Source organism: Scandinavium hiltneri, from assembly GCF_024764835.1.
GTDB lineage: Bacteria > Pseudomonadota > Gammaproteobacteria > Enterobacterales > Enterobacteriaceae > Scandinavium > Scandinavium hiltneri.
Window position 1 is genome coordinate 459,524 of sequence record NZ_JALIGE010000075.1, and the last position, 12,584, is coordinate 472,107.

Sequence of the window (12,584 nt, forward strand, 5' to 3'; positions counted from 1 at the left end):
TTAAAAGTCCATATTGCGGGTCAGGCTGGCAGCGTTTCCCTTCAGGGAACGCTGAACTTTTTTATTTAGCTGAAGCGTTCGGCACGGAAAGTTGAAAGCATGGGATGTTTTTCGCCGCTGACAATTTCACCGGCCAGTAGCTCACCCGCAATCAGTGCCAGAGTGGCGCCGGAGTGGGTGAAAGCGACAAAACAGCCAGGTACTTTGGTGAGTTCACCGAGAACGGGCTCGCCATCTCCTGGAATCGGTTTCGGACCCAGTTTCCAGCTCTGCGCCTGAAGATTATCGTGCCCCGCAATCAATGCACCTGCCTCCTGCATCAATTTGTCTACCACGCTTTGCGCAATGGTATAAGTGCCGTCAGTCTGCTGAGCTATTTCTTTTTCATACCAGTCGTGATCCACCGCTACGGTATTACCCGGATTGGGGCGCACGGCAGCACGTGGCGTATTCATAACGACTTTAATTCTTTGTGGGGTTGGTTTGCTGATCACCAGCATGGACACTGGCGAGCCGTCAGGAATGTGGACACCGAGGGGTGCAACAACGGCTGGAGTCCAGGGTCCGCATGCCACCAGCACCGCATCAGCATGGAAATCACCTGTATGACAGCGAATACCTGTGGCACGACCGGCTTCAGTAAGCACTGCTGCTTTACCGGCATATTCAATGAGTTCACCGCCAAGCGCGCGGAATTGCTGAGCAAGGAAGTTGATTAATTCTGGCAGGCTGACCCAACCTTCGCCCGGATTGGCGATAGCCACTTCTGCCAGCGCGGAGGCGTTAACCTGACCATCCACTGTGGCTACGTTATGGGAATTGACCAGCAGCGAGTCGTAGCCGTGCGCTTTTTCATAGGCGTGGCGGGCAAGGGTGCTGGTCGTATCGTTAGTTGACCAGCATAGCCCGCCGTCAAAACGAAGCCATTCACGTGTGGGATCCTGGGCAAACAGCGTTCGGTAACGGTCAACACCCGCCATGCGCAGAGCGTGATAGGCAGGTGACCGTTCGCCTGCGGAGTTAAGCCATGATAAAGAGCGACCAGATGCACCGGAACAGAGTTCCCCCTCAGTCACCAACGTCACTTGTGCGCCCAGTTTAACCAAACTCAGCGCCGTCGAAATACCCAATACCCCACCGCCAAGCACAACGACCGTTTTGCTTTCTGATTTCATAGACATTATTCATTTCCTTGCAATAAAAGATAAAAGGAACGCCACTCAGGCGTTGCGGACACGAAAGCGCGCATGAAGATCGTCAATCAGGCGAAGAACCGTTAGCGCTTCGTGGGCATCGACGGGGGCATCGTCCCCCTCCAACAGTGCGCGTGCAAGTTGTTGATAAAATGCCGGGTAATTACCACGTTCGTGAGGGATGGGTTGTGATGTTTCCTCTTTGCCAAGCGAGCCCCACTGCGTTTGTGGTGTCATCCCATACGTGTTATCGCCCGGCAGGATACCGCTTGCCAGAGCAGGCTCCTGATTATCCAGCCCCCAGCAGGTAAAGGCCGCCTGGTTACCCAGCAGATGAAAACGCGGCGCGGGTTGCGCGGCCTGGCCGTTCATCCACAGGCGCGAGCGCACACCATTTTCATGTAGCAGAGAGACAAACGCGTCCTCGTCACTGTCGGAAAGGTGAGGATCGCTATAGCGCGTCAGTTCGGCCGTTGCTTCCAGCACAGGCCCGAAAAGCTGAATCGCCTGATCGATAAGATGACTACCCAGATCGAGTAGCAGACCGCCACCCTCGGCCAGCGTCACGCGGTCGCGCCAGTTCCCAAAGCCTGCGGGTCTCCACCATTCGAATCGTGACTCAAAACTGCGTACCTGCCCCAACTTCTCCTCGGCCAGCAGGCGTTTGAGCGTCAGAAAGTCGCCGTCCCAGCGGCGGTTATGAAATACCGTCAATACGGTACTGGCTTGCTCAGCTTCAGCGATCATTTGCGCTGCGCAGTCAGCGTTAGCCGCAAACGGCTTATCCACCACCAGATGAATATTGCGTTCTGTAGCTTCGTGTGCCTGACGGGCATGCAGAGCGGGTGGCGTGCCGAGGACAATAAGATCGATAGCGAGCTTACCGTCGTCAATCCGGTGGATCAGATCATCCCAACTGGCAAACAGTCGGGCCTGCGGATAGCGTTGCTGTGCGGTCTGGCTCCGTTCTGCATCACCGGTGACGATGGCCTCAAGACTGAAGTGGCTGTTGCCAGCCAGCAGCGGGGCATGAAAAACCTGGCCGGAAATCCCGAAACCAACCAGCGCGGTGCGGATGATCCCGGATGTGACTCGGGTATGTAACATTACAAGACCTCCGAAAGGAAACGCTGTAAACGAAGTGACTGAGGACGCTCAAAAATACGCTCCGGTGGGCCGCTTTCGACGATCTCACCTTCATCCATAAAGACCACCTGATCCGCAACCTTACGGGCAAAACTCATTTCATGCGTCACAACAACCATGGTCATGCCCCGACGGCAAAGATCGGCCATCAATGTCAGCACACCTTTTACCAGTTCGGGATCCAGTGCCGAGGTCGCCTCATCAAACAGCATGACTTCCGGATCCATTGCCAGAGCTCGGGCGATGGCGACGCGTTGTTGCTGACCGCCGGAGAGATCCCGCGGCCGGTGGTCGGCCCGCTGACCCAGACCAACCTCTTCAGCCGTTTGAATTGAGCATGATTAAAGGAGTTAATTAACATGTCATCAAAATTTGTCAGCATTATTTATGAGCTTCTGGATGATCCAAGGATCAATGGCCAGAAAGTGGTTGATGAACTGACTGCTCTGGGGGCAACGGAAGCGACGATTACTACCACGCCTGTTAATTATGAAGCACCAGAAGACATCACTCAGGTTTGTGATTTCATTAAGGTTGTGATTAAAGGAAGCAACGGCAAATCTGCGGGCGGTGAAACACCTGCGCCGACTATGGGTATTATCGGCCGACTGGGGGCGCAGCAAGCTCAGCCTGACCGAATCGGCATTGTGTCGGATTCTGACGGTTCTATTGTTGCACTGGCGACAGCCATGAAGTTGCTGGATATGTCCGCGAAAGGGGCGCAGCTTGAAGGGGATGTCATTATTACCACCCATATTGCGACCCACGTTTCCATCACGCCTCATGATCCTGTTGATTTTATGGGCATGCCGGTTTCATCTGGCACCATGAATGAAAATGAAGTGGATGATGCGATGGACGCAATTCTGTCGGTGGATACCTCGAAAGGTAACAGCATTATTAAACATCGTGGCATTGCGATTTCCGCTACGGCAAAGGAAGGCTATATTTTACGCGTATCGCCAGATCTGGTGACCTTAATGGAATATGCGACTGGCAGACCAGCAAAAACATTCCCGATCACTACTCAGGACATCACGCCATATGATAATGGCGTTTATCATTTTAACTCTATTATGCAACCCCATGTGGCGACCACTGCACCGGTTGTGGGGCTGGCGATCACTGCAAAAACAGTGGTTCCGGGCAGCGAAACGGGCGCCAGCTATGAAAGCGAACTGGTGGATGCCACGGTCTTTGCCGTAGAGGTAGCGAAACAGTTCACCTGGCAAAAAACATCGTTTTACAATGCCGATGAATACCAGAAATTGCTTGATATGTATGGCAGTCTGGCCTTCTTACAAAAATAATGGATTTCATCACGGGTAGCCTATTATTTGCTACCTGTGATGGTGAACGGCATCTCTGCAGATAATCAATCTACGACATCAGGTTTACGTTATTCTGTTTATCAACGATATTGAACATTTGTTCAAAAAGGGTATCATCTTTTTTTGCCCAAAAGGTTTCAAGATTATCACCTCCCCAAGTTTCATGAGTATGGCACACAAACTCAAGTAAACCTGTATCATATGAAGTGAAATCTATAAATTTATCAGCCTTGTTATCTATTATGTTTTGATAAAAAAGTATCATTTTACATTGGCATTTTTTTATATTGTATAATGCCAGAAACTCATTGAGGTAACTCTTCAATAAAGAGATGTCAGACTTATCCGTTATTCTGTGATGGTATAAAAATACAAAATTTTTCATTCCGCGATATTTTAACTGACGCGCAATACGTCGACTGAATGCACGATTGTCTTCTTTCACATTGAGTGGGTCGTGATGTGAGAATTCAAAGCCAAGCATATGGCGTGGGCTATAATTTCCTATGCAACTGTTATAATATGTGGATCGAACAACTGAATGCTGTCCATCCGGAAAGTGTTTTAAATTATCTTTCTTTAGAAGGTTTAGGTAGTTATCTCGCTCCATCTGGAGAATGTATTCAATGTTGGAACGCCCGGATGAAAATACTGAACTGAAGGATTTTTTATTATGTCTACGCAGAATATCGTCAGCAAGACAGTTTTCACCGAGTGAAATCCATATAACATCCGTTTTAAAATTACGCCTGTTTTTCCATTTTTTATTTATATTAGTAAAGGTTCGTTTGATTGAACGAAGATTGTTTTTAATTTGTTGCTTTATTGCCTGACTTTGCATCAGTAACATTCCTTCCCATATAGTATGAAATTAAGGTGGTTTTTATAATTTAATAACCATATCCTGAGTCCAGGACTCATATAATGCAATGGGAGTATAACCACAAAGCTGCTTTGAGGGATCATCGGGAATATCTTAAAACAAGACTAATTTGAGATATTTCACAATTCTGGGTGGGTGATGTCGTTATCCACGATAATCGTGACAGTTTTTGCCCGTCGATATGGGGCTTTCAGGTGCTTCAGCAGGCTGAGGAACAGCGTTGAACTGTTGCTGTTGCGTCATCTGGAAATGCCTCTAATTACTTGAATTGATATATGATAGCCGCTTTTGAGGTGTTTTCATGGCCAGCGTTACTGTTCATTGCCCCCGCTGTCAGTCTGCTCAGGTTTACCGTCACGGACAGAACCCTAAAGGCCGTGACTGCCACCGCGTATTTTTGCTTACCTATGCCTATGAAGCCCGTAAGCCGGGTGTCAAAGAGAAAATCACCACCGCTTTCCGAATGCAATCGGAGTCTACCCACAGGCACACACAACTGTGTATCCTCAATATGCTACCAATAGTTACCGCTAGTGGTGGTTCGCTTTGCCTTTCAGGGTTGGATTTAAGAGAAATATAGGGCAGGATCATCTACCAGAGCAGGGTAGTCCATATTCCGGAGTCCTGATTTTGTGATCCTCTACAAGGATGTGGCATACCGTCGCGGTATATTGAAATATTCCGCGACGTCCGGAAGCTCTGTAAATGCGGGTGGGATGTTAGGCGAAATTATATAAGAAGGCGTGTGTCGATGTCGTAATACGGCTATTTCAGTCCAGTCAAAAACGGAGATAATCTGTATAAGCGTCACGCTATACAACAACGTCCGCATCACTTTCGTGATGCGGACGTTCCATTCCAACACACTTTTGTCTGACCATTGTCTCATTGACATCATTAATCGTATTGCTGGTCACGCTCTTTGGCGGCACGCTTACGATCGTAAAACTCATCTTCAGCAGCAATAATTTCATCAACCAGTGAGTCCATATCCACGTCATGATCCTCTTCGACGAACAGGCCGGTCAGTGGCGTTTCTGGTGTTAATTTTCCGTCTTCATATAACGCCCAGATTTCTTTCGCATAACGTGTTTGCAGTAATTGTGGGTCGAATTGACCGTAGTAGGCGGTGATGTTATTCACATCACGTTCAAACATCGACTCAGCATGATTGTTTGCGGCAGCATCCACCGCTTGTGGCAAATCGATGATGACCGGCCCGTTTGCATCAAGTAGCACGTTAAATTCCGATAAGTCCCCATGCACCAGGCCTGCACACAGCATGCGCACGATGTTGCGGATCATCGTATCGAAATCAGTAACGGCCATTTCTTCGGTCAAGGTCACATCGCTAAGGCGTGGAGCAACCGCGCCATCAGCATCAGTTACCAGTTCCATCAATAACACGCCGTCGATACACATATAGGGCTGCGGAACACGCACTCCGGCATCTGCGAGACGGAACAAAGCATCAACCTCAGCCATTTGCCAGGTCTCTTCCTGCTGCTTGCGCCCGAATCTGGAGCCTTTTTGCATGGCTCGGGTACTACGCGAGTTACGAACTTTTCGACCTTCCTGATACTGCACTGCCTGCTTAAAACTACGTTGTGCGGCCTCTTTGTAGACTTTTGCACATTGGATTTTGCCACCGCATAAAACAGTGTACACGTCAGCTTCTTTACCGCTCTTCAGGCGCTGGAGGACAGCGTCAACCGCGCCATCATCGACCAGAGGCTGGATTCTGTTTGGAATTTTCATGCGGCTTTATACCTTATTTCTGCGGTATTTCGTACCCACAATCCTGACGTTAACGCGCAAAATTTCTTCAACTTATTGGTAAATAAAAGATATATAAAAGGCCGCATGCTCAGCTGTCACTGCGGATTAATCGTTCTGCCTACTGACGAGACATGAATTGTAACCGGCATAAGTAAACCATTAACGGACTGCCCGACCATCAATATTGCGGGAATGAAAGCCAGAAAGGGTCGCCCAACAGTTTCCCTAGCCGGAGCGCAGCGTCACGCACCGCGCCTCCCCAACAAGCAATCAACTCATCACTCAATTCCTCACGGGGGATTGCCAGACCAAAGCCGTAACGTTGTCCGCTATTTGGATCGCACACTGCGGCGGAGATCCCCGCGATACCCTGGACATACTCTCCACGCGAAAGCGCCCAGCCCGTCTTTTTGATCTCTGTGATACGGATATGCACTTCTTCCAGCGATTGTGGTTCATTCCCCAAACGCTGCGTAAAGTGGCCTGGCAACAGGGTGGCCAGTTCATCTTCAGGCAGAGTGGCCAGTAGCGCACGCCCCGCGGCACTCGCCCAGGCCGGAGCCCGTGTTCCTGGAGGGGTATAAACCTGCAATGTGCGCGTGCCGGTGCGCATATTGATCACGATAACATCGGTACCATCGAGCACGTTGAGATAGCCGGTATAACCGGAACCACCCACCAGCGATTCCAGCTCTTCCTCCACCAGGGAGGAGGCGGTATGTGAGGCACGGAACTGCCACGAGGCTTCCATGATCACTGAACCTGGGCGATAAGCCCGTGTCGTCAAATCCCGCTCCAGAAAACCATACTGCGCCATGGAACTGAGTGTGCGGGAGGCTGAACTTTTCGCCAGACCTAACTCATTTGTGACATCAGTTACCGTGACGCTTCTTTGCAACCGGGCAATTAGTTGCAGAACATCTCTTGCATTCGCCAACGTGCTCATCGCTTTCCTTTCATCGGGCCATGCCTACTTGCATTTAGTGTGCTTGACAATGTAACAGAAGGGCAACATATTATTTATCCAAATATAAGAACATAGTTCCATATAATGGAACAACCTCACAACAACAAACACGCTTGCAGGGATAATGTCGATTTTTACCTGCTTGCCGGAGCAACACGACAATGACCCACCCAATGATCTCTCCAACGAAAGAGAGTGGTGCGGAGGAGCTTCCCTGCGCCCATCCCAGAGCACTGGCACCGACGAATCTGATCCTGGTCGTGATCCTCAGCATCTTTGGGGCGGTGATCGGAATACAGATGCTGGCAAGTCTGGGTATCACGCCCAGTACATCTCTGATTGGTGCGCTGGCTGCGATGTCACTCTCCCGACTACCGCTGCGCCTGTTCCGTGGTTTCCGTTCTGTGCATGTGCAAAACCTGGCGCAAACCAGTATCTCTTCAGCCACTTTTAGTGCGGCCAACAGCTTGTTTCTGCCCATTGGTATCCCATGGTTGTTTGGTTTGCCTGAGATGGTGACGCCGATGCTCCTGGGGATTAGCCTGGCGATGCTGCTGGACGCCTGGCTGCTTTACCGGATGTATGACACGCCCGCTTTTCCGGCCAGCAACCCCTGGCCGCCCGGAGTGGCCGCAGCAGAAGCCATTCGGGCAGGTGATGAAGGCGGAAAACAGGCGTGGACTCTGCTGGGCGGGTTAGCCACCGGTGCTGCTGGCGCACTTTTCCATTTACCGATGTCGGCATTTGGTGTGGCGCTGATTGGCGGTTTCGGCGCGATGGTTGCCTTCGGCGCTGGCTTACTGACCCGTGGATATTCCCTGACCTGCTTTGGGGTGGATATTGAAAGCCTCTATTTACCTCATGGCATGATGATTGGTGCGGGCCTGGTGGCGTTATTGCAAGTCTCAAAGATCGTTCTGAGCAAGAAGAAAAGTCGTTCAGATAATGGTCAGGTCCGGTTGGGTCAGGCGCTGCGTCTTGGCGGGATAGGCTATTTGCTGATCATGATCTTACTGACATTCAGTACCGGCTTGTATATGCATATGAGCGTGACCATGCTGCTGTGCTTTGTGATTTATGGCGCTGCTGTGGCCTTCGTTCATGAGCTTATTGTCGGGATTGCGGCTATGCACTCCGGCTGGTTTCCGGCGTTTGCTGTGGCGCTGATCACTTTGCTTATCGGGATGTTAATTGGCTTTCCGCCACAGGCGCTGGTCGTTCTGGCGGGTTTCTCTACTGCCACGGGACCGGCCTTTGCTGATATGGGATTCGATCTGAAAGCGGGCACTATCCTGCGGACCGGAAGCAGTCCGCAGTTTGAGCAGGCAGGCCGACGGGAACAGTTGCTTGCCGCGATGATTGGCTTCGGTGTCGCCATTGTTGTGGTGGCCATCAGTCACCGCCTCTACTTCAATAACCATCAATTCGCCCCGATTGACGCCGCCTATGTTGCGACGATCAAAGCAGGTATCTCCACCAATGTTGCTCATCAACTGATGCTATGGGCCATTCCTGGGGCTCTGCTGCAATTTTTAGGCGGTTCCCGACGCCAGCTTGGGGTGCTTTTTGCCACTGGCTTGCTGATCGCCAGTCCACTGGCGGGCTGGATGGTCGCACTAGGGATACTGCTACGTGTGGTGGTAGCCCGGTGCCTAAAACCGGAACAACGTGAAGGACTTGAAGTCTTTGCCGGTGGTGTTATCGCCGGCGATGCCCTGCTCAGTTTCTTCAGTAGCGCCGTAGGTGCGTTGCGTAAATAGCCCTTTAGCTGACAAGAGACCTCTTATATGAAACGTAAAATAACAACAGATGATATTCAGGCCGCTGTCTATGGTGGGGCTATCCTCGGCGGAGGTGGTGGTGGATTGATCGCTGCCGGAGAAAAAGCCGCGACATTTGCGCTGGCGGTAGGAGAGGTATCGTTGTGGAGTACTGACGAATTCTCACCTGACAACCTGACTGCGACCGTTGCGCTTGTCGGCGCGCCTGCAGCGCCCAATCCCTGCCTTAAACCGGTTCATTTGATCCGTACCATCGAACTCCTGCGTGAGGCGTTGCCTAAAAATCAACAACTGGTCGCCCTGAACACCAATGAAAACGGCGCGGAAACAACCTCTAATGGCTGGTTTCATGCCGCGATGTGCGGTTTACCGGTTATAGATTTGGCATGCAACGGTCGGGCGCACCCTAGCGGCATGATGGGCTCTCTTGGACTGCATCGCGAAGAAGGCTATCGCTCTGTTCAGGCCTGGGCAGGTGGCGATGCTGATCATTACGTAGAAGGGATGGCACAGGGCGGCCTTGAACAAGCTTCCGGCGTGGTGCGTCGTGCGTCCGTTGAAGCCGGGGGTATAGTTGCTGTCGCGCGTAATCCTGTCACGGTTGACTATGCCAGTCGCCACGGTGCGCCCGGCGCGATTAGCCAGGCAATCAAACTGGGGCATGCCTGGTTGGATAGCGGTTATGACGGCGCGGTGCGCTTTTTACAGGGGCGAGAAATTGCGCGTGGGACGGTCAGTCAGTATCGCTGTGAACAGCAGGGCGGCCTGGATCTCGGCTGTGTTGTATTAAATGACACTGCAAAAACAAGCCTGAGTTTTGTTAATGAATACATGACATTAGAGCAAGATAATCAAACCATTGCCTGTTTCCCTGATCTGCTCATGACATTCAGCGATGAGGGTAAACCTTTGGTTTCTGCCCATGTGCGCGAAGGGATGGAGATCCGTGTGGTGCGTGTGCCTGCGCAAAATCTGTTGCTCTCCCGCACGATGTTTATGCCTGAACTCTACCGTCCCTTCGAAGAGATGCTGGGTCGCAAATTTGCGCCTGACTCTGCGGTGTAACACTAAAAATTAAAAGATCAGTACTAAAAGGAAATCCGATGTCATCCCGCAGTAAACAGGTTATCGCGCTCGCTGTACTCTCGTTGTCCTCTGTCTCGATACAAGCTATGGCAGAAGAGTTTATTGGTTTCGGCCAGGCGGGTAAGCCAGGCTCCTGGGCGCTTGAAGAGTACCCTGAATTCACGCACACCGCGCCTAACTCAAATTCGATAGCAACCTATAACGAACTCAGTTATTTCACCGAAACCGGGGCCACGGGAACGACCCGTGATCAGTATGAGTTCTGGGTTGGTGTGAATACAGGCTATGCCAACACCCATGACGCTCCAGGAGCAAATGGCGGAGGGATTTCAGCGCCTGGTGTTGGCTTTGAGTATTACTATCAGGTTGTGACGCCAGACAATGGAAAACACCCTGGAGATCCAGGATACCGGACATTCTGGACCAGCCCGACTCTGACGATGAACTTTCCCAATGGCAGCAGCAAAACGGCCGGCTATGGTGCCGGGGCTAACCAATACTCTTACAGCTTGAGTTGGGCTAACTGGATCCAGACAGATAAAATAGGCATCACGGCTAACCCGGTTGAACTGTTCTATGCATCGCATAACCAGAATGAGACTGAAACAGGCGAAGGGCAGTACGAAAAACTGCGCGGAGGACTGAGTGTCACATTGATGGATATCGCTGCGGGTTATCAGGTTCGTCCCGATCTGTTTGCGGGTATCCATCATGCATACAGCATGAATGCATGGCGAAAGTCGGATTATGCAGAATCACGGGAAGGAAAAATTGGGCCGAGTGTCACATATCTGGGATTAGCTGACTACGGCTTATTTATTTGTGGCAATGTGGATTTCGATTACTACACCTCATCGAATTTAAAAAAATCTGAGTCGATCAGTATGTCGATAGTTAAAAACCTCTGAGGCATATCCCCAGTCCAACTATAGGGCAGGACCGTCTACCGGAGCGAGATTTATTGTTTTGGCCTTCCTTTTATCGGTGCTATTAGTTTTCTGGTACGCTCCTGCCAGGCGGCGAAGAATTAATGGGTGCCAGTGACGGGTTATGTAAGCTTCAGCGATGCAGCCCATGAAATAACAGATTATATCGTTGGGTATTACAGCGCGCTCAGGCCGCATGAATATAACGGCGGGTTACCACCCAACGAATCGGAAAATCGATACTGGAAAAACTCTCAAGTGGTGGCCAGTTTTTGTTGACCACTTCAAATCTGCTGACGCTTATTTTATTCCCCAGATTGGTTAAAGCTCTTTCGCGGCGTATTCTGTGGGCCGGAGCTGCGATTATGCCTGTACTGGGGAGTGTTGTATTACTCGGGATGGCGCTGAGCGGCACTCCCAGCGTTATCCTTATTTCACTGGCTGGTGTATTACTGAATATAGGAACTGCACTATTCTGGGTGCTACAGGTTATTATGGTAGCTGATACGGTCGATTATGGTGAGTACACGATGAATATTCGCTGCGAGAGTATCGCTTATTCGGTTCAGACGCTAGTGGTGAAAGCTGGCTCTGCATTCGCCGCCTGGTTTATTGCTGTCGCACTGGGAATGATCGGTTATATACCCAATGCAGTACAGTCGTCTGAAACTGTGCAGGGCATGCAGGCTATTATGATTGGTCTTCCTACTCTATTTTTTGCTCTTACATTGTATCTCTATTTCCGATATTACAAATTAAATGGGGATATGCTACGACGGATTCAAATTCATCTGCTGGATAAATACCGTACCAAGCCTGTTTACATAGATCCTGAAGGAGAAGTCATGGCTGTGAAAATCAATGAGGGATAAGTTGTATGATGGGGCTGCAATAGTTACCTGGCAGCATCACTGGCCACATTATTATTATATCGCAAAGCGTCAAGGTATTATTGGTTGTCCGTAATACACAGTGGCTCTCCTGACAGATGTATGCCACGTTTGTGGAGAGGTTAGTTTTATGGTTAGTTTACCAAATGTTGATGGCGATAACGCGGTGAACTTCCTCACGTCAGTGCTGAGTTGCTGATGACTCTCCGTGGGGGTGGCACCACGGATGCGTATACCGGGTTAAGTACGGAAGTCTTAACCCGGTTGATATGATAAACCACTTCAGTCAGAAAAGAATTCCTGCCCGGACACATCATTTTTTGTTTAGGTCCCAACAACAGTCAGCATGAGAGTAGCAAGTCAAGACCTGACGTCTTACGAACCCCGCGACGAGCGGAAGTCGGCAAAGACTTTACAGTGTTGCCAGACAGCTCAACGAAAGGCCGAGAACGTCACCTATTATACCGCCCGCCATGATGACCGGAACTTTCACGCGATCAATGACCATGGGAACGATGCTGAATGTATCAATCACCCGGGACGGTGCCTCCCTTATCAAAACCCGTGGCGATGATGATATCAGTTCCTAATTTTTCGTTACC

The 12,584-nt window shown here is 50.4% G+C and carries 9 protein-coding genes and 6 pseudogenes; 7 read left to right on the top strand and 8 right to left on the bottom strand.

Annotated elements, in window-relative coordinates:
- Nucleotides 1-65: 65 nt before the first annotated feature.
- From MUU47_RS17165 to MUU47_RS17175, 3 genes and pseudogenes are all read right to left on the bottom strand, one after another.
- Nucleotides 66-1,181 carry an NAD(P)/FAD-dependent oxidoreductase gene (locus MUU47_RS17165; protein ID WP_258989354.1) on the bottom strand — a complete coding sequence of 372 codons (1,116 nt, stop codon included), beginning with the start codon at nt 1,179-1,181 and terminating at the stop codon, nt 66-68.
- Nucleotides 1,182-1,220: 39 nt separating this feature from the next.
- Complete coding sequence (locus MUU47_RS17170) at nt 1,221-2,300, bottom strand: Gfo/Idh/MocA family protein (protein WP_258989356.1); 1,080 nt, start codon at nt 2,298-2,300, stop codon at nt 1,221-1,223.
- A pseudogene (locus MUU47_RS17175) lies at nt 2,300-2,659 on the bottom strand (amino acid ABC transporter ATP-binding protein); the annotation flags it as partial. The pseudogene MUU47_RS17175 and the gene MUU47_RS17170, both read right to left, overlap by 1 nt.
- A gap of 39 nt (nt 2,660-2,698) precedes the next feature.
- Here MUU47_RS17175 and MUU47_RS17180 point away from each other — a divergent pair.
- Nucleotides 2,699-3,649 carry a DUF1177 domain-containing protein gene (locus tag MUU47_RS17180; protein ID WP_258989358.1) on the top strand — a complete coding sequence of 317 codons (951 nt, stop codon included), beginning with the start codon at nt 2,699-2,701 and terminating at the stop codon, nt 3,647-3,649.
- A gap of 70 nt (nt 3,650-3,719) precedes the next feature.
- Here the strand turns inward: MUU47_RS17180 and MUU47_RS17185 are convergent, their stop codons facing one another.
- Nucleotides 3,720-4,511: a DUF1796 family putative cysteine peptidase gene (locus MUU47_RS17185; protein ID WP_258989359.1), complete on the bottom strand. Its 792-nt coding sequence runs from the start codon at nt 4,509-4,511 to the stop codon at nt 3,720-3,722.
- Nucleotides 4,512-4,684: 173 nt separating this feature from the next.
- A pseudogene (locus MUU47_RS17190) lies at nt 4,685-4,789 on the bottom strand (IS630 family transposase); the annotation flags it as partial.
- Between the two features lie 65 nt (nt 4,790-4,854).
- Between MUU47_RS17190 and MUU47_RS17195 the strand changes: the two are divergent.
- Nucleotides 4,855-5,004: pseudogene (locus MUU47_RS17195) on the top strand (IS1 family transposase); the annotation flags it as partial.
- 446 nt (nt 5,005-5,450) lie between these two features.
- Here the strand turns inward: MUU47_RS17195 and MUU47_RS17200 are convergent.
- Together MUU47_RS17200 and MUU47_RS17205 are read right to left on the bottom strand one after the other, a co-directional pair.
- On the bottom strand, nt 5,451-6,311 hold the full coding sequence (locus MUU47_RS17200; protein WP_258989360.1) for a PA4780 family RIO1-like protein kinase: 861 nt from the start codon (nt 6,309-6,311) through the stop codon (nt 5,451-5,453).
- A 199-nt stretch (nt 6,312-6,510) separates the two neighbouring features.
- Nucleotides 6,511-7,278, bottom strand: a complete 768-nt coding sequence (locus tag MUU47_RS17205) for an IclR family transcriptional regulator (protein WP_258989361.1) — start codon at nt 7,276-7,278, stop codon at nt 6,511-6,513.
- 182 nt (nt 7,279-7,460) lie between these two features.
- On the opposite strand from MUU47_RS17205, the gene MUU47_RS17210 reads away from it, so the two are divergent.
- The 5 genes and pseudogenes from MUU47_RS17210 to MUU47_RS17230 all read left to right on the top strand — a co-directional run.
- Nucleotides 7,461-9,059, top strand: a complete 1,599-nt coding sequence (locus tag MUU47_RS17210) for an OPT/YSL family transporter (protein WP_258989362.1) — start codon at nt 7,461-7,463, stop codon at nt 9,057-9,059.
- Between the two features lie 27 nt (nt 9,060-9,086).
- Nucleotides 9,087-10,145, top strand: coding sequence for an S-methyl thiohydantoin desulfurase domain-containing protein (locus MUU47_RS17215; protein ID WP_159753016.1), 1,059 nt, complete (start codon nt 9,087-9,089; stop codon nt 10,143-10,145).
- A gap of 38 nt (nt 10,146-10,183) precedes the next feature.
- The gene (locus MUU47_RS17220; RefSeq protein ID WP_258989363.1) at nt 10,184-11,074 is read left to right on the top strand and encodes a hypothetical protein; all 891 of its coding nucleotides are present in this window, start codon (nt 10,184-10,186) and stop codon (nt 11,072-11,074) included.
- A gap of 123 nt (nt 11,075-11,197) precedes the next feature.
- Nucleotides 11,198-11,371: pseudogene (locus tag MUU47_RS17225) on the top strand (IS3 family transposase); the annotation flags it as partial.
- 5 nt (nt 11,372-11,376) lie between these two features.
- Nucleotides 11,377-11,964, top strand: a pseudogene (locus MUU47_RS17230) (MFS transporter); the annotation flags it as partial.
- A gap of 478 nt (nt 11,965-12,442) precedes the next feature.
- Here MUU47_RS17230 and MUU47_RS17235 read toward each other — a convergent pair.
- Nucleotides 12,443-12,578, bottom strand: a pseudogene (locus MUU47_RS17235) (nitronate monooxygenase); the annotation flags it as partial.
- Nucleotides 12,579-12,584 lie beyond the last annotated feature (6 nt).

Bases quoted from the DNA above. Each gene is read 5' to 3' on its own strand.
- MUU47_RS17165 (WP_258989354.1), bottom strand. From the start codon at position 1,181: ATGTCTATGAAATCAGAAAGCAAAACGGTCGTTGTGCTTGGCGGTGGG.
- MUU47_RS17170 (WP_258989356.1), bottom strand. From the start codon at position 2,300: ATGTTACATACCCGAGTCACATCCGGGATCATCCGCACCGCGCTGGTT.
- MUU47_RS17180 (WP_258989358.1), top strand. From the start codon at position 2,699: ATGTCATCAAAATTTGTCAGCATTATTTATGAGCTTCTGGATGATCCA.
- MUU47_RS17185 (WP_258989359.1), bottom strand. From the start codon at position 4,511: ATGCAAAGTCAGGCAATAAAGCAACAAATTAAAAACAATCTTCGTTCA.
- MUU47_RS17200 (WP_258989360.1), bottom strand. From the start codon at position 6,311: ATGAAAATTCCAAACAGAATCCAGCCTCTGGTCGATGATGGCGCGGTT.
- MUU47_RS17205 (WP_258989361.1), bottom strand. From the start codon at position 7,278: ATGAGCACGTTGGCGAATGCAAGAGATGTTCTGCAACTAATTGCCCGG.
- MUU47_RS17210 (WP_258989362.1), top strand. From the start codon at position 7,461: ATGACCCACCCAATGATCTCTCCAACGAAAGAGAGTGGTGCGGAGGAG.
- MUU47_RS17215 (WP_159753016.1), top strand. From the start codon at position 9,087: ATGAAACGTAAAATAACAACAGATGATATTCAGGCCGCTGTCTATGGT.
- MUU47_RS17220 (WP_258989363.1), top strand. From the start codon at position 10,184: ATGTCATCCCGCAGTAAACAGGTTATCGCGCTCGCTGTACTCTCGTTG.